General features: G+C 50.6%; 19 protein-coding genes. 7 read left to right on the top strand and 12 right to left on the bottom strand.

Annotated elements, in window-relative coordinates; genetic code table 11:
- Positions 1-32: 32 nt before the first annotated feature.
- From F8N36_RS13555 to F8N36_RS13530, 6 genes are all read right to left on the bottom strand, one after another.
- Positions 33-2,525 carry a glycyl radical protein gene (locus F8N36_RS13555; protein WP_291333349.1) on the bottom strand — a complete coding sequence of 831 codons (2,493 nt, stop codon included), beginning with the start codon at positions 2,523-2,525 and terminating at the stop codon, positions 33-35.
- Positions 2,526-2,728: 203 nt separating this feature from the next.
- Entirely contained in the window at positions 2,729-3,622 is an 894-nt protein-coding gene (locus F8N36_RS13550; protein ID WP_291333348.1) for an ABC transporter ATP-binding protein, read from the bottom strand.
- A gap of 16 nt (positions 3,623-3,638) precedes the next feature.
- The gene (locus F8N36_RS13545; protein WP_291333347.1) at positions 3,639-4,454 is read right to left on the bottom strand and encodes an ABC transporter permease; all 816 of its coding nucleotides are present in this window, start codon (positions 4,452-4,454) and stop codon (positions 3,639-3,641) included.
- Positions 4,455-4,463: 9 nt separating this feature from the next.
- Positions 4,464-5,315 carry an ABC transporter ATP-binding protein gene (locus F8N36_RS13540; RefSeq protein WP_291333346.1) on the bottom strand — a complete coding sequence of 284 codons (852 nt, stop codon included), beginning with the start codon at positions 5,313-5,315 and terminating at the stop codon, positions 4,464-4,466.
- A complete protein-coding gene (locus F8N36_RS13535; protein ID WP_291333345.1) occupies positions 5,312-6,190 on the bottom strand; it encodes an ABC transporter permease in 879 nt (292 codons plus the stop codon). The genes F8N36_RS13540 and F8N36_RS13535 overlap by 4 nt, the downstream gene beginning before the upstream one ends.
- Positions 6,191-6,304: 114 nt before the next feature.
- Positions 6,305-7,423 carry an ABC transporter substrate-binding protein gene (locus F8N36_RS13530; protein WP_291333344.1) on the bottom strand — a complete coding sequence of 373 codons (1,119 nt, stop codon included), beginning with the start codon at positions 7,421-7,423 and terminating at the stop codon, positions 6,305-6,307.
- Positions 7,424-8,098: 675 nt separating this feature from the next.
- On the opposite strand from F8N36_RS13530, the gene F8N36_RS13525 reads away from it, so the two are divergent.
- Positions 8,099-9,544 (top strand): sigma 54-interacting transcriptional regulator, encoded by a 1,446-nt coding sequence (locus tag F8N36_RS13525; protein ID WP_291333343.1) that lies wholly within the window; start codon positions 8,099-8,101, stop codon positions 9,542-9,544.
- Positions 9,545-10,201: 657 nt separating this feature from the next.
- Positions 10,202-12,793 (top strand): cation-translocating P-type ATPase, encoded by a 2,592-nt coding sequence (locus F8N36_RS13520; RefSeq protein WP_291333342.1) that lies wholly within the window; start codon positions 10,202-10,204, stop codon positions 12,791-12,793.
- A 245-nt stretch (positions 12,794-13,038) separates the two neighbouring features.
- Here F8N36_RS13520 and F8N36_RS13515 read toward each other — a convergent pair whose 3' ends face one another.
- The 6 genes from F8N36_RS13515 to F8N36_RS13490 all read right to left on the bottom strand — a co-directional run bounded on the left by F8N36_RS13515 (position 13,039) and on the right by F8N36_RS13490 (position 16,245).
- The gene (locus F8N36_RS13515) at positions 13,039-13,278 is read right to left on the bottom strand and encodes a hypothetical protein (protein WP_291333341.1); all 240 of its coding nucleotides are present in this window, start codon (positions 13,276-13,278) and stop codon (positions 13,039-13,041) included.
- 56 nt (positions 13,279-13,334) lie between these two features.
- On the bottom strand, positions 13,335-14,006 hold the full coding sequence (locus F8N36_RS13510; protein ID WP_291333340.1) for a hypothetical protein: 672 nt from the start codon (positions 14,004-14,006) through the stop codon (positions 13,335-13,337).
- A gap of 1 nt (position 14,007) precedes the next feature.
- Entirely contained in the window at positions 14,008-14,634 is a 627-nt protein-coding gene (locus F8N36_RS13505; protein WP_291333339.1) for a TetR/AcrR family transcriptional regulator, read from the bottom strand.
- Positions 14,635-14,676: 42 nt separating this feature from the next.
- A complete protein-coding gene (locus F8N36_RS13500; protein WP_291333338.1) occupies positions 14,677-15,126 on the bottom strand; it encodes a DUF302 domain-containing protein in 450 nt (149 codons plus the stop codon).
- Between the two features lie 159 nt (positions 15,127-15,285).
- Positions 15,286-15,849, bottom strand: coding sequence for a DUF417 family protein (locus F8N36_RS13495; protein ID WP_291333337.1), 564 nt, complete (start codon positions 15,847-15,849; stop codon positions 15,286-15,288).
- A 69-nt stretch (positions 15,850-15,918) separates the two neighbouring features.
- Positions 15,919-16,245: a rhodanese-like domain-containing protein gene (locus F8N36_RS13490; protein WP_291333336.1), complete on the bottom strand. Its 327-nt coding sequence runs from the start codon at positions 16,243-16,245 to the stop codon at positions 15,919-15,921.
- A 17-nt stretch (positions 16,246-16,262) separates the two neighbouring features.
- On the opposite strand from F8N36_RS13490, the gene F8N36_RS13485 reads away from it, so the two are divergent.
- From F8N36_RS13485 to F8N36_RS13465, 5 genes are all read left to right on the top strand, one after another.
- Positions 16,263-16,559 (top strand): hypothetical protein, encoded by a 297-nt coding sequence (locus F8N36_RS13485; protein WP_291333335.1) that lies wholly within the window; start codon positions 16,263-16,265, stop codon positions 16,557-16,559.
- A 117-nt stretch (positions 16,560-16,676) separates the two neighbouring features.
- Positions 16,677-17,648 (top strand): glycosyltransferase family 2 protein, encoded by a 972-nt coding sequence (locus tag F8N36_RS13480; protein ID WP_291333334.1) that lies wholly within the window; start codon positions 16,677-16,679, stop codon positions 17,646-17,648.
- A gap of 271 nt (positions 17,649-17,919) precedes the next feature.
- On the top strand, positions 17,920-18,741 hold the full coding sequence (locus F8N36_RS13475) for an ABC transporter permease (RefSeq protein WP_291333333.1): 822 nt from the start codon (positions 17,920-17,922) through the stop codon (positions 18,739-18,741).
- On the top strand, positions 18,731-19,990 hold the full coding sequence (locus F8N36_RS13470; RefSeq protein WP_291333332.1) for an ABC transporter ATP-binding protein: 1,260 nt from the start codon (positions 18,731-18,733) through the stop codon (positions 19,988-19,990). Before F8N36_RS13475 ends, F8N36_RS13470 begins: the two co-directional genes overlap by 11 nt.
- Before the next feature lie 36 nt (positions 19,991-20,026).
- The gene (locus tag F8N36_RS13465) at positions 20,027-22,357 is read left to right on the top strand and encodes a GNAT family N-acetyltransferase (RefSeq protein WP_291333331.1); all 2,331 of its coding nucleotides are present in this window, start codon (positions 20,027-20,029) and stop codon (positions 22,355-22,357) included.
- Positions 22,358-22,359 lie beyond the last annotated feature (2 nt).

Genomic DNA, 22,359 nt, shown 5'->3' with positions numbered 1-22,359 from the left:
GCGGGATTCCCCGCCGGGCCGATTGGCTACACCTACAGCATGTCATGCCCTGTTCTGGCTATGAGGTCGTTTTGCAGATCTGGCGAAAGATCCACAAAATAAGCGCTGTAGCCGGCGATTCTTACAATAAGGTTCTGGTATTTTTTCGGATTTTTTTGTGCAGCCAGCAAGGTCTCCCGGTTTATGACATTAAACTGCACGTGCCAGAGTTTAAGGTCGCAAAAGGCCCTGATGAACGATACGAGTTTTTCCGTGCCCGCTTCGCCCTCAAGGCACTTGGGCGTAAACTTGATGTTCAGCATGCGGGAGGCTCGCGCCCGCATGCCCATGTTTTTGGTGGAATTGTTGGACAGCATAATGGCAGTGGGGCCGTTGACGTCAGCGCCGTGCGATGCGGAAGAACCGTCCGACAGCGGAAACCACGCCGTTCTGCCATTGGGTGTGGCAGAGACAACCTTGCCAAAAGGTACGTGCGAGGTAAAAGGCACATAGCGGATGTCGTTGTATATACCCATTTCTTTGCTGTATTTGGCCGAAAATTCAACAGAAACCCGGTCAAGCTCGCGCGCTATGGCATCGGCGTATGGATCGTTGTTGCAGTAGCATGGTGCGGTTTTCAACAATTGCTGCACTTCTTCATATCCTGCAAAATTGTGCTCAAGTGCGTCCATCACCTGATCCATGGTCAGTTTGCGGTCATCAAAAACCAGCCGTTTCAGGGCAGAAAGTGAATCCGTTACTGTTCCGTAGCCCATGAATTCAAGATAGCCAAAGTTGACCCCTTCGGGCACGTGCTCCTGGTGCAGGTCGATGCAGTGCTTCATGCACAGGTCATGCATGGCTGAACCCATGGGTTGAGCAAAGTGCGATGCCCTTGTTTTGTTAACAATATACTGTTGTGTAAATGCCGTGCGCAAAAAGAGCATGTGTTGGGCCAGATAGGCGTTCCACATGTCGCTCCAGCTTTTGAATTCCCTGGCGTTGCCGGTGGGGATGCCCAGCTGAACATCGCCATATTTTTTCATTTTGCCGTTGTACAGCGACATTTCCAGAGCCGCCGCAAAGTTCACGTAGGCTCCGCCCGAAGTATAGGTGTCTCTGTTGGGCATGCGCGCCTCTGTGCAGCCAGACACGGCGTAGTCCAGGGCTTCTTCAAAGGTGGCCCCCTTGGACACATACAGGGGTACTACTTCTTCATCATTAATCAGCTTGGGGAAACCGGAACCGTACTTGATGGTTTCCGCCACATTCCACAAAAAGGCCTCTGACGAGCGCGAATGGATGCGTGCGGCAAGGTCGGGATAGTGCAGGGGGAACTCGCGTTTGGATTGCAGAAACAGGTGGGTAAGGTCGTTGGTTGCGTCACGACCGTCGGGCGTCTGCCCGCCGATGGTCACTGCTTCCCAGTGGGCGTAGCCTTCGTTGAATGCCCCGCCTGTAGGTGAAATGTACATGTCGATGAACTCGGCCATGCCCACCCACATGCATTCAAGCAGCTCCAGGGCCCGTTCTTTGGAAATGGAGCCGTCTTCCAGACTCTTTTTGTAATAGGGGTAGAGGTACTGATCCATACGCCCGTTGGAGATGGTGGTGCCTGTTTTTTGTTCCATGCGCGAAAACATTTGAACAAACCACTGGGACTGCACGGCCTCGTAAAAATCCCGCGCCGGGTTGGCCGGAACATGTTCGGCATTGGCTGCCATAAGTTGCAGCTCGTGCTTGCGCTGCGGAGAGGTCTCCTTTGCCGCCATGGTCTTGGCCAGCTCTGCATACCTGCGGGCCCAAAGAATGATGGCGTCAGACACGATGATGACCGCCTCAAGGAAGGGGCGCTTGTCTACCTGATCCACCGGGCTTGCGGGGTCAAGGGTCGCCAGCTTTTCCTCGGCATCGCGCCTTATGCCATTAAAGCCGCGCTTCAGAATTTTTTCATAATCGTGCACCCACTGTATGGACGACCGGAACGAAGCCGTTTCGTTCACGATAAACCGAGAATTCAGTCCGCTGGTGTCGTCGTAGGTGAGTTTGTGAATCTCTGGTGGCAGGGCTGTGTTCAGAGCTTCATGAAATGTTTTGCCCTTCCAGAAGGGCGCAATTTCTTCAGCAACACGTTTGGCGTCCTTGACGGTTATGGTGGCAGGTGAAGTTTCACGCGTGGGCAGATCCCGCACGGCGATATCCAGAAAGTCGCCATCCAGTTCCGGGTACAGAATGCCGTAACGGCCTATGTGCCCAGCCCTGCCCAGCAGCAGCTGGTCTTCCTGCACATAAACCGAGATGTTCTTTGCGATGTGCATCAGGGCCTTTGCCCACCGTAGAACCAGAGGTTGCCCAACTGTTTGCTGCATTGATTGCGTAAAATACAACGCGCGTTCAATGTCTATGCTGGGTTTTTGCCCCTCAATGCGCTCCACAAGGCGAAAAGCGCGTTTGTGGGTTTTGCGGAAAACGTCTTCCTTGCCGGCCATCTGGTCGGCAAGTCGCCTTTCTTGAGGAGACATGCACTCGCAATCACCATAGCTCATAGTATCCTCCCGCTAGCGTAATTTGTCCGTACTGCTATTGTGCGTAAATATTGCAACCGCCGGTTGACGCATCCATCGGGCAGCCATTGCCGTGGCTGATGCCGGTGGGTTCGTGTGGGCAAATCTGGCTCTCACGGTTTTTTGCGGTTGCTGCCAGATAGTGTACAGTCGCCCCCCACAATCCATTTACGGTGTCTATTCTGCTACCTCCGCGCTTTCGGTTTGGCCTGGTCTTCGCCCATCTGGGAGTAAGCCTCAAGAAAATCGGCCGCATTGACGGCCCCTGTGGCAAAAGACTTCATTGCTTCTTCGTGCAGCAGCTCAAGGGCCTCACGTTTTATTTCAAGATATTCCGGCGATCCCATGATTGAAAAATTGCGTGGGCGCGGCAGATTGACCTCTATGATCTGCTTCACGCGGCAGGGCTGGTTGGTCAGTATGACCAGCCGATCGGCAAGAAAGATGCCTTCTTCCAGTTCCGAGGTAACAAAAAGGTTGGTGTCCTGATATTCCTCAAAGATGCGCACATAATATTCCTGCATCAATGAACGCGTCATGGCATCCAGACCGCGAAACGGCTCGTCCATCATCATGACTTTGGGATGGTTTATCATGGCCCGTACCAGCTCGGCCCGGCGTTGCATGCCGCCGGAAAGCTGCGGGGGGTACTTGTCGCGAAAATCTTCAAGGCCAACCATTTCCAGAAGCTGCATGGTCTTTTCGCGCAGATCGGCAGCAGGCATTTCCCGGCGTACCCGTGGGCCGTAGCTGACGTTTTCGTAGGTGGTCATCCAGGGAAAGAGCGCCGTTTCCTGAAACACCACCAGGCGGTCGGGGCCGGGGCTTGTAACCGGCTGCCCGTCTATCAGAATGGAGCCCGACGTGGGTTTTTCATACCCGGCCAAAAGGTTGATAAGCGTGCTCTTGCCACAACCGGAAGGGCCAACCAGAACTGTCAGTTTGCCTTTTTCGAGGGTAAACGAGCAGTCCTGCACTACCCATTTCTGCATGATATCTGAGCCGTAGGATTTGGAAATGGCTTCAATTTTCATTTCTCCGGAAACGGCCTGTGCGCCTGGGGCTTTGTCTTTGAGCATTTCGTTCCTCCTTCCGCTACCTTGAATGGTTCCAAGGGGTGAAGCGGTTGCCTATCCAGCGAATCAGAGCCGAAGAGAAGTATCCTGCTATGCCGATGCTCATCATCCCCACAACAATCAGCGGGTATTCGCCAGCCACGTAGCCGCGCCATGTCAGGTAGCCAAGCCCGCTGTTGGTAGCGATCATTTCAGCTGCCACCACCACGGCCCAGGTAATGCCCATGCCTACCGTCATGCCCACAACCACGCTGGGCAAACTGGCGGGCAGCATTATGCGCCAGAAAATGTCGTTCTTGGTCGAGCCAAGGGAATAGGCCGCACGCACGTAGCGCACATCTATGCTGGTGATGCCTTCAACAATGTTGAGCACAACGGTAAAAAATGCTCCCAAAAACGTAACAAAAATCATGCTCATTTCTGCGGACGGCCAAAAAATGACTGAAACCGGCACCCAGGCCAGAGGGGGCACCGGGCGCATGATTTCAAAAATAGGAAAGATGACTTCCCGGGCTTTCTGGTTTGCACCAAGAAACAGCCCCAGAGGCACGCCGACAATCTGGGCGATAATAAAGCCAATAAAGATGCGCAGCATGCTGTCGCCCCACGATTGCCAGTAGTGGGGAAGTTTGACCTGTACCATCAGCGAGGTAATGACCTCGGAAGGCGCGGGCACATTGCCGATAATGGGCACATGGAGCATCGCGCAGAATTCCCAGATTATGGTGAAGGCCACAATGGAAATCAGGCCCCGCATCAGGGAAATGGTTGCGATCTTTTTTTTGAAAAAAGTGGCGAAAGACGGAGACGTGGGTGCCATGGCTAATTGTGTCATCATGTCCTCCTACATTTCCCGTTCGCCGGCCTTAAATGCCTTGACCGCTTCTTCGTGCACAGCCGCGATACAGTCATCACGCAGGCGCTGGTATTCAGGCGATGCAAGAATGCGAAAATCACGGGGGCGCGGAATATCCACAGTGAGAATTTTTTTTATGGTGGCCGGGCGTGTGGTCATGATGTAAACCTTGCTGCCAAGAAAAATGGCCTCATCAAGGTCGTGAGTAATGAAGAACACCGTGGTTTTGTTCTTGTCATACACGTCCAGCAAGAACTGGTGCACAACGGTCTTTGTCAGGGCATCCATGGCGCGGAAGGGTTCATCGAGCAGCAGTACGCGCGGATTGTTCATCATGGCGCGGGCGATTTCCACACGCCTGCGCATGCCCGATGAAATTTCGCTGGGATAGTTGTGGGCAATGTTTCTGAGGCCCATCTGGCCCATCATGTACAGGGCTTTGTCCTTGGCCTCGTTTCTGGGCATCACGCCCTGCATGACAGGGCCGAAGGTGACGTTTTCAAGAACGGTAAACCAGGGAAACAGCGCGCCGTTCTGAAATACCACAATGCGGTCTGAGCCTGGCGTGGCCTGCTGGTTGCCAGCGCAGAGCAGCTCTCCGTCAAGGCGTATCTCGCCCTCGCTGATGCCGTGAAAGCCCGCAATGGCGTTAAGAAGTGTGGTTTTGCCGCAGCCGGAAGGCCCCACAACTACGCAGAATTCACCCGCCTCGACTTCCATGCTGCAGTTGTCCACAGCCAGCACCCGCGCGCCGTCCGGATCATAAATTTTCGAAACGTTCTTGATGCTGATTGCGCCGCGGGGCGCATTTTCGCATGCGGTTTCTATTTGCTGGCTCATTGGGCAACCTCCCGAACTTTCCACTGCATGAGCTTGTCGCCTACCAGGCGGATGAGAAGGCTGCTGAGCGAGCCTATGACGCCCAGGGTAATCATGGCGATAATGATGACCGGATACTGCACGAGGGTGTACGAGTTCCAGATCAGATAGCCGAGGCCGAATTCGCCAGCCAGCATCTCACCGGCAACGAGCGAAAACCACGCATATCCCATGCTGATTTGCAGGCCGGTAAAAATGAAAGGAAGCGCGCCCGGTACTATTACCTTGAAAAAGATCTGTTTTTCTGATGCGCCCAGAGACGAGGCCGCCCGAAAATAGCATTCGTCGATCGATTCCACGCCAAGCAACGTGTTGAGGACAGTTGCGAAAAACGAACCCAGAAAGGTCAGAAACACAATGGAGGCTTCGCGGCCGGGCCACATGAGAATGGCCAGCGGCACCCATGCCAGCATGGGAATGGGCCGCAGAACTTCAAGAAGCGGAAATGTGTAGTCCCTGAACTTTTTCTTCCAGCCCATGAAAAGCCCCGTGGGCACTCCCAGACATGTGGCCAGCACAAAGGCCTGAAAAACGCGCCATACGCTTATGCCAATGTGCTGATAGTATTCAGACGTATACAGAGAAATACCGTAGACAGGGGTTTGAGACACCCATTCCGTAAATGTTGCCCTGGGCCCCGGCAGCTTGTTGAAAAGCGGCAGGTTGAGCACTTCCGTTGTCAGGTACCATACGGCCACAAATCCGCAGATACCCAGCACATTGAGGTAGGGAGAAGGGCTCTGCAGCCATTGTTTCACCCTGATAAAGGCAAGTTTTCCTGAGCTTACCACGCCTTCCTCGACGGCACTGACGTCAATGGAATTTGGATGTGACAAAAGACTACCCTCACTGACGTTGGATATTGAATGCACATGCGTCTCCGTATGGGGCCGTCTCTCCGCACTGGAAGAGACGGCCTGCCGGTCACGCCTCAAAGGGGATGGAATTGGTTAATCCATGAAAGGACAATCCTGTGCTTTTTGCCCGTTGATGTAGCCCAGGGTGGCATCGGGCGAAACCGGAGTGTATCCGGCTTTTTTGTAGACTTCGCGGGCCAGACTGTCGTCTACGACCCACTCCTTCAGCTCTGGCACTGCAATGACCTTTTCCTTGTAAAGGAAGGGCGCCACAGACTTGATATTGTCCAGTTCCTTTTGGTTGAAGTAGAAAGACTTCCATTCGCGCACAGGGTTTTCGCGATCAGCAGGAACCTTGCCGTACAGTGAGTACCAAAGCACCTTCTTGGGGATGCCGGTGGCGTACTTGGAAACCATTTCGATGACGTTTACCTGATTGGCGGGGTCAAGAATGTACCGCTGCGCTTCGAGCTCTGACCGAAGGTAGCCGAGGGCTGCATCGCGGTGGTCCTGAATGAAGTCTTCACGCATTACAAGAATACCGAGGTCCGGGTTGCCGCAGGCGCTGCCGTCGGCAACGATACGGGCAATACCTTCGCCCACGTCATCGGCAATGCGCGACACGGTCGGTTCCCAAGCAGAAGCCGCATCCAGCTTTTTGGTGCGAAAGTTGGTGGCAATAACTTCAATGGACTGGTTGAGATATTCACCAGGCTTAACATTATAACGGTCGAAAAAACGGCGGAGGTACTGGTCGGAAGCGCTACCTTTGGGCGCGGCAATGATCTTGCCGTTCAGCCATTGGGCCAGTTCTTCATTGCTTTTAAATTGGGGGGCATCCTTGCGCACAAGTACCACAGAACAGCGCGTTCCGTCAGACATGCCAACGGTGCCCACCATCTTGATGTGCGCCTGTTGGTCCTTGGAGCACAGAATGGTGGCCGGCATCACGCTCATGTAGCCGGCAACGGCTTTGCCAGCCAGCATGTTGTTGGCAACGATGGTGCCTTGCAGTGCGGGGGTAAACTCAAGCTCATATCCGGCGGGCATGTATTTTTTCCACAGGCCCAGCTCTGCGTTAACAATTACCTGGTACGAAATGGTATCGTATGGTTGAAAGCCGATGGTAAATTTTTGTGCTGCCAGCGCGCATGGCGCAGCGCAGATCACAAAAAACAATGCCGCGTACAACAATGAAATTAAACGCTTCATGCCTAACCTCCAACTGTGCTAAAGTCCTATCGTGAATTACACCCCTGTATTAAATAACCAATGGACTGTCCCACATCGTAGCTACGATTTTTGATGTGCATGATGCTGTGTGATTTTTTCCTTGCTTCCAATAAGGAAAAATTTCACATAATGTTTCTTGTAGTTTTAGCAATATGTGTTCCATTTTTGTGGGGTTTTGCTTGTTTTTATAATAAGCTGTTTTTTATGATTATTCTGGAATGTCTCAATAGGAGAGGGCGACTCGGTCAGCTTGCAAACTTGAATGGTGCAAATTTGCCCCATCCAGTTAGATCTATTTACTGATAGGGGATCATTCTTGTCATAGTATAGTAAGTAGATGGTGCGAATATGCACCATTTTAAATTTTACGTGATATATTGCGTTGCAATCACCCGATAGATGCTTGTCGACAAGGTGATATCGGTGTATAAAAAAATAGGGATATTTTTCACAATTGCTGTTGAAGTTGATTGGTTAACTCCTTTCTGTCGACGCTGCATCTGATTTGGGGAAAGGTGTTCTGCTGCAATCGGGGGGTATGACGCCACAGTGCTGCGCAAGTATTTTTTAACAGCCTGTTTATATGAAATATATGCAATCAGTATCGCTGCTCATCAAGCACGGCATCCAAAATTTATTGAAATAGGAGCCGAAATGACCGTTAACCGTATTACCGCACTGGAAGAGCACCTTAACGATATTCTTGACCTCATGGAGGTTGGCATTTTTTTGTCTGACCGGCGGGGTATCACGCTGCGGGTCAACAAGGCCTACGAATCCCTCACCGGAATAGCGCGCGAGCGCCTGGAAGGATTTCATGTGCTGGACCTGCAAAAACAGGGCATTTTTAACAAGGTGCTCAACCCCGTTATTGTCAAAACGGGTAAACCGGCAAGCGCGGTGCAGGAATTCGGCAGAGGAGAAAAAACGCTACATCTTCAGTCTTACCCGATCTTTGGATCCAGCGGTGAAGTCTGTTTTGTGGTAACCTTTGCCCGTGATGTCACAACTATCAGGTCTTTACAGAGCCAGATTGATAAGCAGGCCCGGCTGATTCAGCAATATCAGGCCCGTGTCGAAACCATGCTCGGTTCGCAAAAGAAAATAGACGGCGTTTTTTCAAGCGCCCCCATGCAGATATTGCTGAACACCATGACACGTATTGCCGCAACTGATGTTACCGTTCTTTTGCTTGGCGAAACAGGAACCGGTAAGGATGTCCTGGCCAGAATCATTCATGCCAGCAGCCCCCGAAAGGATTCAGTGTTTATCAAGATTGACTGCAGCAGCATTTCTGAACAGCTGATTGAATCGGAGCTGTTTGGTTATGTAAAAGGGGCTTTTACTGGTGCCAACGCCCAGGGCAAGGCGGGATATTTTGAAAGTGCAGACGGGGGAACGCTCTTTCTGGACGAAATAGGCGAGTTGCCGTTACCCATGCAATCCCGCTTGCTGCGTGTGCTGCAGGATCAGGAAATTATGCGGGTTGGTTCGCCCAAGGCGCAAAAGGTGGATGTAAGAATTATTGCCGCAACCAACAGGGATTTGTCTGCGGACATAGAAGCGGGGAAGTTTCGACAGGATCTGTTTTATAGGCTTGATGTGGCAAAGCTGATTATGCCTCCCTTGCGCGAGCGTCTTGAAGACATCCCGCTACTGACAAAACATTTTTTGGATAAATATAATACGAAATATAATAAATCAGTAACGTTATCACAAAAATCGCTCAAGGCTTTATCGTATTATTCCTGGCCCGGTAACGTGCGTGAACTACAAAATATCATTCAGCATATTGTTATTACACATGATAACATTGTGGTTGAACCGTCGTCTTTGCCCGGCCGCCTGCGCGAATGTCTGGCTGATAAAGAGGATTTTTCCCAACCAGAAGAGTTGACGCCAGCGCTGCCCGACACTCCCACATCTCTTAAAGAAGTGATGGAAGGTATAGAGGCAGAGCTGCTTGCCAAAGCTGTTCAGCACTACGGCTCATTCAACAAGACAGCTGAGATGTTTCAGATCAACAGGTCAACCTTATTCAGAAAACTTAAGCGCAGCCGGGCATACAGCTCTTGTGTTGAGGGCGATGAGTGTCTGTAGTGGGGGTTGAGGCAAGGTTTGTCATCAGGAGCATGGTGTTTTGAGGGAACCAGCATTTAACCCCATGGTTTTAATCTGCTTGGACGGCTTTGCCATGCCGCCGATCAATACGCAGCCCCGGCCTGATCGATGCCACAGGACTTCCGCGCAGTTCCGTCTGTTTCATGATCTGGTTTCCATAAATACAAAAGGGCCGCCATCAGGCAGCCCTTTTTTCGGCATTCTGACTGTTGCCATGCGGCATCCGTCTTTACTCCACAATTTTCTCTGCTGTTTTCAGCGCCAGTCAGCGCCGGTCTGTTGGCCCTTTTTTGTTTGCTCGTTGCCTGTGGCAATGACGCGGGGCCGTCCGATCCGGGGTGCCCTTGGGGTTTTGCCAACATTGGCTGCCCGCTAAAATCGGGGCATGAGTATTTTTTTACAAACAGTCAGGTTTCCATAGAGCCTTGACTGATTGTCCTCGGGCTGGTGCTATGAGCATGTGTGGTTAAAGGTAACCGACAGGGTGGCGGGGTGCAAAAACAGCAAAACCTGTCCTGACAATCCGGATCGCACAGTATCGTTAGATTTTTGGTAGTAGAAGGGTGTGAGGCTGCTTCTGGTATGCTTCAGGGGCTCCCCGGTGAACGCGAAACACCTTCAGGAAGGCAATTAGCCATGAAGCTGACTCAGTTTGATCCATCTGGCGCCACAGGCCTGAGCGAGGCCGAGGCCGCCCTTCGACTACAGAGAGAAGGTTTCAACGAAATGCCTCAGGGTGCCAGGCGTGGCGTGCTCTCCATCGCCTTTGAGGTCATGCGGGAACCCATGTTTCTGCTTCTGGTGGGTTGCGGCAGCCTGTACCTGCTTATGGGTGAACTGTCGGACGCACTTATGCTGCTGGCATTCGTTTTTGTAGTTATGGGGATCACCATTGTTCAGGAGCGGCGAACGGAACGCGCGCTGGACGCATTGCGCGACCTCTCCAGCCCGCGCGCTCTGGTTATTCGCGATGGGCAGCAGCGGCGTATCGCCGGACGCGAGGTGGTTCGGGGTGATCAGATTCTGCTTTCAGAAGGCGACCGAGTTCCCGCAGATGCGGTGCTGCGCTATGCGCTCAACGTGGCGGCGGATGAATCTCTGCTGACAGGTGAGTCTGTGCCTGTTCGTAAAACAAGCTCCCAGAATGCCGCCGGAACAGGCAAGCCTGGTGGTGACGACCTCCCGGAAGTCTTTTCGGGCTCGCTCATCACAAGAGGGCAGGGGTTGGCCGAGGTGGTGGCCACCGGGGTTAATACAGAGCTTGGCAAGATAGGCAGGGCGCTTGAGTCCATTGAGCCAGCGAAGACGCCTCTTCAGAACGAGACAGGTCGTATAATCAAGCAGCTCGCTCTCATAGGGATAGCCCTGTGCGCTGTTACCATCGTGGCCTATGGCCTGACACGCGGCAATACGCCGCAGAGCTGGGAGCAAGCGATACTGGCGGGCATAGCCATGGCCATGGCCGTGCTTCCAGAGGAGTTTCCCGTCATACTGACCGTCTTTCTGGCCATGGGCGCGTGGCGAATTTCTCGCTGCCGCGTACTCACCCGGCGCATGCCTGCCATAGAAACCCTGGGAGCAGCAACCGTGCTTTGCACGGATAAAACCGGTACACTCACCCTCAACCGGATGACCGTGCGCCAGCTGCATGCAGGCGGTCAGAGCTTTGTTGCGAGCGAAGGCGCAAAAATGCCGGAGGCGTTCCGTTGGCTGCTGGAATACGGGGTGCTGGCCAGCAAAAAGGAAATTTTTGATCCCATGGAACGTGCCCTGCATCAGATGGGCAACGAATACCTGGGCAAGACCGAACACTGGCACGAGCAATGGGAAATGGTGCGCGACTACCCCCTGTCACCGGAGTTGCTGGCCGTGACTCATGTCTGGCGCGCGCCAGGCACTGACAATCTGGTTGTTGCCACCAAAGGCGCCCCTGAAGCCATAGCAGAACTGTGCCGCCTCGACGAGGTGCAGAGAATCGCCATGGCCGCTCAGGTGGGCAAAATGGCGGGCGAAGGGTTGCGTGTGCTCGGCGTTGCCCGGGCCATCTGGCCTGCCAAAGCAGATTCACGGGCTCCTTTGCCCGATGGGCCGAATGATTTTGTTTTCGAATTTCTGGGGCTCGTCGGTCTGGAGGATCCCATACGTCCCACGGTTCCGGCAACGATTCAGGAGTGCTACAGGGCGGGGATTAGGGTGATCATGATTACAGGTGACCACCCGGCCACTGCCCAGAGTATTGCCAAACAGATTGGGCTGCGCATCCTACCCGGCGCGGGCATCAAGGTCATTACCGGTTCTGATCTGGAGGCCATAAGCAACGAGGAGCTTACGCGGCGCATCAGGGATGTTGACGTATTTGCTCGCGTGGTGCCGGAGCAGAAGCTACGCCTAGTAAACTCCCTCAAGGCCAACGGAGAGATTGTGGCCATGACCGGGGACGGTGTGAACGATGCCCCTGCCCTCAAGGCGGCGCACATTGGCATTGCCATGGGCGGGCGTGGCACTGATGTGGCACGGGAGGCCTCGGCTCTGATACTGCTCGATGACGATTTTTCTTCAATTGTTCAGGCCATCCGGCTGGGTCGCCGCATATATGACAATATCAAAAAGGCAGTAGCCTACACTGTGGCCATTCACGTGCCCATAGCGGGTCTTTCGATGGCCCCGGTATTCGTTGCCGACTTGCCGCTCATGCTGTTGCCTGTCCACATCGTTTTTCTTGAACTCATCATTGATCCGGCCTGTTCGCTTATTTTCGAGTCTGAAGGCGCTGAAAAGGACGTTATGCTTCGACCACCACGAAAGCCGGACGAGCAGCTCTTTAATGCGCGCGTGGTAAGCATCAGCCTGATGCAGGGAGTCTTTGTACTGGCCTCCATATTTTTTATGTTCTGGGTGGCTGGCATGCAGGGGCAACCGCTGGATGATTCCAGACGATCCTTTGTCTTTGCCACGCTGGTTTTTGCAAATTTGGCGCTGATAATGACCAACCGCTCGTGGAACCGCACGATTGTCACCATGTTCAGGGAGCCAAACGCAGTACTGTGGTGGATACTGGGAGGAGCGGCGGTGATGCTGGTTCTTGTGCTCAATGTCCCGGTGCTCCGCACTCTTCTGCACTTGAATGCGCTGCAACCAAAAGAATTCGGCTTTTGCCTGCTGGCCGGTCTGGCAAGTGTTGGATGGTTTGAAGTGTACAAACTCGTGCGTAAAAACATACATCCATGATGCCGTCAGCTCTGCGAAAAGGCTTCCTTCCGACCGGGTGGTGTCCGCTACCCTGTATACGGCGATCGCGCTGTAACGTGCTGGCATGGCATGCACGCGGGTAAAGTGATTTTATCGGAAGAGATTCTTTTACTGTGGTTCGCAAATGGGAGACGCTTCCGACCCTGCCCGCAATGTACACGCGCCCCTGTGGGTTCAAATGTGGTTTGCAGTGCACTGGTGCCAGCACGGGAGGGGGAACATTTTTACGCATCAGCGTTATGTTTTTGTAGTTTTTTTATAAAAAACAAGAGGGTAAATGCTATGAGGGCCACAATGCAGAAGGTCCCAATACCAAAAAGACTCCAGCCAAGAAGTAGCAGGCCTTTCTCTCCGGTATTGCTGTAGAATGCTATCATACGAAGACCACAGCCCGCCATCGATGCCAGGCCAAACGAAAAAGCCCAAAATGATGGTGTAAAGCCTCCCTCAAGCGCCCACGGCAAAAGCCTGACTAAAAAAATGGCCTGCAGAATGCCATAACCGATCAGCGCCAGGGCAATTACGTCAACTCCCCCCCGTCTATCGACAGGTAGGCAGCGCAGCCGACAAAAGCAGGGGCCAGCTGGATGCCGATCACCGGGCGCGCAGCCGCTGCAAGCGTTTGCATGGTTCTTAACCTGTGCAGTATTGCTGCCTCCAGGCTTAGCCAGGAGAGCATGCCTGCGCCCAAAAACAATGTTCCCCATTGCAGGTGCCCTGTGGCGCTCATTGCTGATGCGCAAACAAAGTTGGCGGCAACCGCTGGTAAATAGATGATGGGCGTTGTTGCTTCAGCCACATGTGTGCCGCGCCACAGTCCTCCCCCTCGATAAGCGGCAAAACCCAGCTGTCCGATTATTCCAGCTGCGAGCAGTAGCCATGCGAGAGCTCTGGAATATGGCAAGACGGTAATGCCCATCAACAGCGTGGTTATAGGGATCAGGCTTATGAAGCAGCATTGGATGACATGGTGTAGTTCTTCAAGAGCAGCCTTTTTCTGGCATACCCATTTATAAATGTATGTGCAGAGCAAAAAGAACCACAAAATTGCACCAATCAGAAGCAGGGCATGCCCAGGCCATGCCGGTAGAAGCCCGACACTTGAGCCATAGCGCCAGGACAGGCCAAAGCTCAACATGCCAAGAACAATGGCAAAGTAGTTAACGGGGACAGGTGAAATACGTTTAAGCATATTATCTGCCCACACCGTGCCGGTTTTGGCTGGTTCTTTTTTGAATTTCGGGTTTATCAGCAAACAACCTGCAAAGCGTCTGTTCAATAATGGTTTGCCCAGATTCCGCGGGTAATCCCATTTTGACCATCATCTTGAGGCCCCATACCTGTACCTGAAGAAATAACGCCGCCTCTGCCGCAGTGATGCCTGGGCGCAAATCTTTTGCAAGGGTAAGGTGCTTTTGAAAAATTGCCCGCAGGTCATTCATACAGGTATTAAGAATCGTCCCGATCTCTGGATCATCGGAATGTGCTTCAAGTATGCTGTTAACAAGAAAACATCCCCTGGACTTGGGATCAGCCAGCCCTGTATCCAGCAAGGTTTGAAGAAAATATCGTATCTGCTCGCGGCCAGGACTGTTTTTTCCCAGAAGCTCGGTTACTTCAGTGCATGCTTCACGGGCGTAATCTTTTATGGTGGCATGGATCATGCCCTTTTTACTTCCAAAAGCGGCGTACAGGCTGGCCGCATTAACACCAGCCTGCTCAACCAAAAAACTCACAGGGGCAGAATGCCCATATTCCCAAAAGCAGTCGGTGAGCTTTTTCAGCAAAACTTCTTTATCGTAACCAGGAGCCCTACCCATGTAATACCTCTTGATTCCGGCATGGTTGCATAATTTGCGGGGTTATACCGTTACAGCCTGTGCCAGGGTCTTCAGCAGGGTTTCCATTTTTTTCAGACTGGGGTGATCGGGCTTTATCCCCAGTGCCGCACCCTGTTGCGCAGGATCATGGTAGGTCAACCATGCCGCCCCGGAGGCATCTTCATGCACAAGTACCTTGAGCGGCAGGTCCAAAGACATAAGGGGGTTTTCCACCATGAGTGGGGTGCCGACGGCAGGGTTTCCAAAGAAGGTTACCCATGCAGGAAGCTGGAAAAGATCGTGCGCTGTGGCGTTGGCCGCATGGTCCACAACGTAGAAAATCTGGATATTTTTTTCTGCAAGCCAGTTTTCCAGGCGCCTTTGCACTGTGGATGCATCCGACGTCGCTCTCACGGTATGAAGGCCGACAATGTTTTTCATGTCTACCTCTTGCGAAGCTGGCTGAGGGAAGGGGCGGTTTTCGGTATTCATGCTCTGTTCCTTTGCAATATTGGGGCATCCTGACGGGCAGGATGCGTGTTTTACCGTGGTCAAATTTTTTTCGAAAGAGTATGGCCCTCTCTTGTATCTATGCCCTGCTTGTTCAGTAAAATCCAGATGAGCAGCAAGGGCATAGTGTTACGTATTCATTCAGGCTTGTTGTTGCTTGAGATATGCCTTTGCGGAGTCCACCATTGTAACGGCTGCCGCCCCCATCATGATCACGTCCTTGATAACAAGTCTGCCTCTTCCGCTCAAATATGGAAATCCGTGCTCAATATCACCCAAAGCTGGTACCCATGATTCCGGGGTTGTAATCAAAAAAGACAAAGTTACAAAGGACATGCCCACAATCAGTGCGCTGCCGATGGCGGCCACCTGCGGCAGCAGCGGATGCAGGCATAGTGTTAACCCCAAGGTAACGATTATTGCGCCGATAATGTAGGAGGCTGTGTAGGTTCCATGTTGCATGTGCCATGCCCTGTTTTCCGGAACCAGCTTGCCTTCGGGATTCATATGACTTTTATATTCGCCAGGAGCATCCATCAGGAAGCTCATGAATGGGCTGCTTGCAACAAATGGAACAATGCCATCGGCTTCATAGGGAACAATTTTTAGCCCTCCAATCCATAATAAAACAATGATCATGCCAATTCTTGCCATGGTGACAGCAACGGAATTCATTCGTGACATGGCTTCAAATATTTTTTGCACAGTATATTCTCCAGAAAAGCAGTTTTATTGGTATGTTGAATGTACACACGCTGATGGGGATGATCTCACCTATTTAAAGGTAAATGTTCCATTTTTTCCGTAAACAGGAGTTGCGGCGAGGTACCAAAGTTGAGCATGCTGCAGCTCGGATTTTTGCAGCATCAAGTATGCGGCTTCGGCACGTCTTCCCGTACGGCAGACCAGAAGTGTTGGAACATTCGGGGGGATCTCCGCAGACCTTTGGGCAAGATCTTCTATGGGAATATTGATTGCCCCGGGGATATGACCTTGACCAAGTTCTTCTGCCGTTCTCACATCAATAACCAGAAGGTGCTTTCCAAAATCGTCAATGAGGCTTTTCCCCAGGAATGCGTTTACTTTTCCGGCTTCGGGCATCTGTGCCCCCACTGCCAATGGCTGGAATGCAAAAAAGCACGCCAGAAGAATGGCAGTCGCAGTGTATTTCAGGGAATGGTGGTGAATTTTCAAGTTGCTCTCCATTTTTTATTTATCGTTCATTAAAAAATAATTTGTGTCAAGCGCTCGGCTTCATCTCGGATTGGTTGATGTGTTTCGCTGGCTTGGTAGATACTGTCCTGGAGCATGACAAGGGAGTCATTCACAGGAATATGGAGCGTAACATACCGCAATCATTGCCGCGAATGGGGAAAGTAACTGGTGGGGCCTCAGCGCAGGCTAAAATGATTTGAGGATGCCATCTAGCGGCCGAGCAGCTTGTTGACACATTTCATTTGGAGAAGTAACCGGTAATCAAATTATATTGTCAGTACTCAAATTTATGAGAAATGGGATACGAGGGACGTTTTATGCCTATGGTGTCGAATGCTTCAAAAGCTATCGGAACTGTCATCCTTAATTACAAAAGATGGGAAGAAACTATAGCTTGCCTAGAATCAGTTATTGCCAGCACCACTCCCCCGGCCTGGATTGTCATCGTTGACAACGCCTCGAACAACGAATCTATTATAAAATTACGTGAATGGGGAGCGAAAAGCATTGCCGCGAAGGCTGGTGGCGCTACGCACCAGGTTGAGGCAATGCAATTTGACAACTTTATTGACTATGACCATGAAAGCAGAGAGTTGCCCCCGCCTGCCAGTATCATTTTATTAAGACTTCCACAAAATAAAGGATATGCTGCAGGAAACAATGCGGGCATACGACTGCTGCTGCAGTGTGGAGCTGAGGCGGTCTGGATCTTGAATAATGATACGGTGGTAGAAAAATATGCCCTTGAGGCGATGCAAAAGCGCCTTTTTTCTAAAAAACGGCCGGGGCTGTGCGGCTCGCTCATCATATATCGTGGCACAAATACGGTGCAATGCAGAGGTGGAGGAAGAACAACTCCGTGGACCGGGTTGTCCTATCTTGACGGATACAAATTTACCGTATCAGAAGCGTTGGCTGACACTTCTGATGCTGTTGAAAAAAGAATTAATTTTATCTATGGCGCCAGCGTGATGGTCAGTAGGGCTTTCATAGAAACTGTGGGCCTTATGGATGAGCGGTATTTTTTGTATTGTGAAGAGCAAGACTGGGCGTACGCTGCAAACGGGGCCTTTGACCTTGCCTACGCGGCAGACGCCATTGTCCATCACAACGAAGGCCTCACCACTGGATTCTACAGCAAGCAGGCAAATCTGAAGTCGCTCTACTATTTAACGAGAAGTCGTATCCTGCTTACTGCCAAGCATCACCCATGGGCATTGCCCACCGTGGGGTTAAGCATTGTTTTTGCCGCCTTGAGAATGTTCTGGCGGCGGGTATGCTGTCCATAATCGGTGTGCCCTGCAAAACTCCGAGGGCTGTTTCAAATGGTACGGCGGACATCTCTAGGTGGGGATGCTTTGCCTCAAATTCCAGGACAAAAAGATTCAGTACGCCAGTCATCTGGGCAGGTTCAGTCGTGTCAGGGCGTATGACAGCCTCAAGCTCATTTTTAGCGAGCCATATCGGGAGAGACCTGTTTTTCCTCCCAACGTACTCAATTAATAAGGCTGCATTACCTCTGCTAATGATGGCAGTTTTGTATTTGTTTTAGGAGTAAATGTGGAAGAGACCGTAAGACAAAGTTCTGGCTCAGGTTGGTGGATTCCAGACATCAAAGGCATACACCGGGCGCGTGAGGTTTTCTTTATGCTTCTGCGCCGACAGTTTTTGTCCAGATATCAGCAATCGGCGCTTGGGGTCGCGTGGGCTGTGCTCAACCCATTGGGTAGCTTGTTGGTGTTTTGGATTCTGTTCGGCCAGATATTACAGGTCTCCGGCGATGGTTACCCATACGCTGTATTTGCTTTTACAGGCATGATTACCTGGGGAATATTTCAGAACTCCTGCCTTGCAACCGCCTCATCACTTCAGGAGCACATTGGCATTGTTTCCAAAGTCTACTTTCCCCGCATAATTTTGCCTGGAGTAAACTTGGGACGCGCTGGGATTGATGCCTGCATCTCGCTGATAATACTATTTATTTTTAACCTTTGTAATGGTTATGTCTACTGGGGGCGCCTCATATACATTCCTTTTCTTTTAGTGGTCATATTGCTGTGCGGGCTATCAGTAGGTCTCATCTTCGCTGGCCCCTCAGTAAAATTTCGCGATTTAAATGTCCCGCTCAACTATATCATACAGTTGGCAATGTATATTACCCCAGTAATTTATCCTCCCACGCTGGTCCCATCCTCTTTGAGCTGGATATTGCAACTAAACCCAATGTATTGGGTGATTGCATGGGCGCGCTGGATATTCATTGGCCAGCAAACTGAAATCACCATGCTGCTATATTTGAGCATCGGGCTGACCTTGGGATTGTTGGTTATGGGGTGGTACGTATTTGCTCTTACAGAAAGGTATATTGTTGATGTCCAATAATTCCGTAGTCGTTGTAGAAGGGCTGGGCAAACGATATTACACACCGCAGCGTTCATTGGCGGGTAAAAAAAGTATTCGTGCGCACCTTAAAAATATGGGCATTATCCGCAGCGATGCTGAGGAAGATTATTTTTGGGCTTTGAAAGATGTGTCCTTTGAGGTTCCACAAGGGCAGATACTGGGGATAATGGGGAAAAATGGATCTGGCAAAAGTACTCTTCTCAAGATTCTTACAGGGGTAACACCGCCAACAACGGGGCGAGCCGTGCTGCGAGGCAGGGTAGGCTCTCTGTTGGAAGTGGGCACAGGGTTTCACCCAGACATGTCTGGTAGGGATAACGTTTTCATGAATGGCGTGCTGCTGGGCATCCCCAAGGCAGAAATAAAGGCACACTTTGATGAAATTGTAGATTTTTCTGGAATTGAAGAATTTATTGATGTTCCGGTGAAACGCTATTCGTCAGGCATGTATGTTCGCCTTGCCTACGCAGTTGCCAGTATGCTGCGTTGCGATGTTCTTATATTGGATGAAGTGCTGGCAGTGGGTGATGCAGCCTTTCAAAACAAGGCGCGTAAAAACATGCAGCAGCTAGTGAATGACGGCAGAACCATTCTGTTTGTAAGTCATAACGTTCGTGCCGTATCTCAGTTGTGTACCTCAGGGCTAATGCTTCAGCAGGGCAAGCTCACTCACATAGGAGAAATACTTCCTGTCATGCAGGAATATTTGAAAATTATTCAACATATGAATGAACTGCCAACGGAACTTTCTTCTGAGGCAGACTTGCGCACCACAACTCGCTGGGAACATGCATCAAAAAACATTCTGACTCGTGTTCAACTTTTGAATGCCCATGGCGATCCTTCCACAACATTTGAAATTGGCAAGCCTTTTCGCGTAAGAATAGATTATGAAGGTTGCAATACTTCTTTCCCAATATTTGAATTGTTTATAATAAATGAATGGGGTGAAAGAGCAACAACAATTAATAGCACGCATAATAGTGATTTATCCGCAATATCACAATCAGGAACAGTTGAGTGCTATGTCGAAGATTTGCGATTGGGGGAGGGAAAGTATTCGCTTGGACTTGATTTTGGGCACTGCGCAGGATCATTGCAGACATATTGCAGTATAGATTGCGTTGTCGCTCTGAATTTTTATGTGCAAAAGTCCGATTTTATAGGTGGTATTGGCATCAATTCAACTCAAGGTGCAGTTCACAAAAGCCGCTGGCAACAGGTATAGTGGTCATTTCCAATGTTGAACTCGACATACAAAGTAGTGCCCTTTGCAGATATTTCCCCTGAATCATGGGATTCTCTTGTGGCATCATCCCCTGACGGCTTTGCCTGGTCTACAAGTGCGTGGCATGACGTGATCATGGGGGTTGGGGCGTGGGGTTTTGAAGATTTTAGCTTTGGGCTTTATGAGGGCGGTCTACTAGTAGGGGTGCTCCCACTACAATATTCACCCCAAGCTCAAGTAATGTCTTCCAGCGGGTGGGGAGCGAGCGGCCCCGTGGCGGTTGCAGGCGTTACCCCCAAAAAGCGTAAGGATGTTATTGCTGCCCTGCTTGAACATGCTGAAGGTTTGGCGCACTCACGTGGTGCCCATAGCTTGTCTTTTGCTGTCCTCCCGGTGACACGAACATCAATTGCAGCCAGCTGGGGAGTAAACCCATGGATTGTATATGGTTTTAACGATTTATCTGGCGTGTCACGTGTTATAGACCTTAGCCATGAGGAACAGTTTCTCTGGCAATCCCTTGCTAAAACTTCTAAACAGGCCATTAAAAAGGCACAGGCCGCAGGCCTTACTGTTCACTGGTGCGACTGGCTTGAAGAACTGGACAATTATTATAATTTGCATATTGCAACCTATGAGCGCACAGGAGTGACACCGCACCCCAAAGCCTATTTTGAAGGTATTGCCCAGCATTGCGCGCCCGCCGGTTATTCTCGCCTTTGGGTCTGCCGCGATGCCCATGGTGAACCCCTTGCCTATCATAACACTGCGTTACTAGGCGAAGGTGCCACTTTTCATACGGGGTGCAGTAACCCAGAAGCGTTGGAGAATGGGGCAAACTACCTTCTGTTTTGGGGTGCCCTGCTTGGTGCCAAACGCACCGGAGTGCGCTGGTATGAATGCGGTGAGATATTTTATGACGCCAAAGTCGATAATTGGGGGCAGAACAAGCGATTTGGGCTAACCGTTTTTAAAACCAAATTTGGCGGTAATGATCACCGCACATTCCGTTGTCAAAAAACCTGGCACGAGGTCACACAGCTCGAAGAAATCGCTCCTCCACTAAGTGTGAAGAGACACTTAAAAGACTGTCTTCGCTTGGCGAAAAGGCGAGTTGAAGCATGTGTTGGCAAGCAAACAACCGAATGTTTGGCAACAGCATTGTGGCGAGGCTACAGGCTGGTAAAGTCTGTATACAGTCGCTTGAAGTCGCCCCCTGAAATTCAATTTATCAAACCATTTTGGGGTAAAGAAGAAATAGTAAGCCTTGCAAGTATTGCGAAATACCGAAAAGCCAGATCCAATATTGCCAAGGTTTTTTCAAGTCAGTGGCACCTAAGCGCAGACAGCCAGATTGTTTTAACGAGTTCTGGTCGTGGCGCACTTGAATGCGCATTACGTGCTCTTGCAGAAACTTTTCCACAGAAGAAGAAAGTAATTCTCCCGAGTTACGCGTGTAGGGGGGTATACGACCCCATTATAAAATGTGGCCTTACACCAGTTTTCGTGGATTGTGATCAAGATTTGTTGCCAGATAGTGATGTGATCAAAAAGTGCTTAGATAGTAATGTGCTGGCGTGTATTTTTACTTATACGTGCGGCGCACTTCCAGAAATAACTTCTTTGCGGTGCGCAGTTCAAGAAGCAGGAGTGGCGTGGATTGCTGACTATTGCCAAGCATACAGCCCTGACTTGCACATATTGGATGATGATTTTGCAATATTTTCTTTTGGAATTGGTAAAAACATATCTGCAACAGCAGGTGGCCTCGTTTTTAGTTGCAACTATGCAAAATGTCTGAAAAATATAAAGTCTGGCATGAAATATGAAAAAAATGGCATTGCGACTATTCGTCTAATATCCATATTACTAAAATATTTTTTCCCTGGCGCAAGAATTGTTGGAGAGCGCATTGGCTCAATATATAATGGGAATCAATATATTCTTCAACAGATATCGCTTGTTGATGCTTTGCTCTTGCATGCACAAACACAAAAATCCCCAGAAATAATTGAAAAAAGAACACAAAGTACCCAGATTTTTTTAGATTATATAGATAAAGATAAGGCACTTGTGCAGGATGTGTCTAACCACACACACACCAAATTCACGTGCATAATGAAGACAGAACGCTATAGAGATGTTTTTTTTAGCCGCTTTTCTACATCAAGGATACAGCTTGAAGGAATGTATACAGCTCTTCATGTAAGGTTCAATGCACAGTGTGAATCGCAAGGGCCTACGAATTTATCTGAAGTTTTTTCGGGCATGGTTTATAATATTCCAGTGCGACCCAATTTACGGCCAAGGGAAATTGAGCGCATAAAACATGTCTTGAAATCCTTACAATTGGCAGGAGACAGCTAACA

The organism is Desulfovibrio sp., assembly GCF_009712225.1.
Classification (GTDB): Bacteria; Desulfobacterota; Desulfovibrionia; order Desulfovibrionales; family Desulfovibrionaceae; genus Desulfovibrio.
Note: the sequence above shows the minus strand (reverse complement) of the source record. Positions and strands in the feature narration are given on the sequence as shown.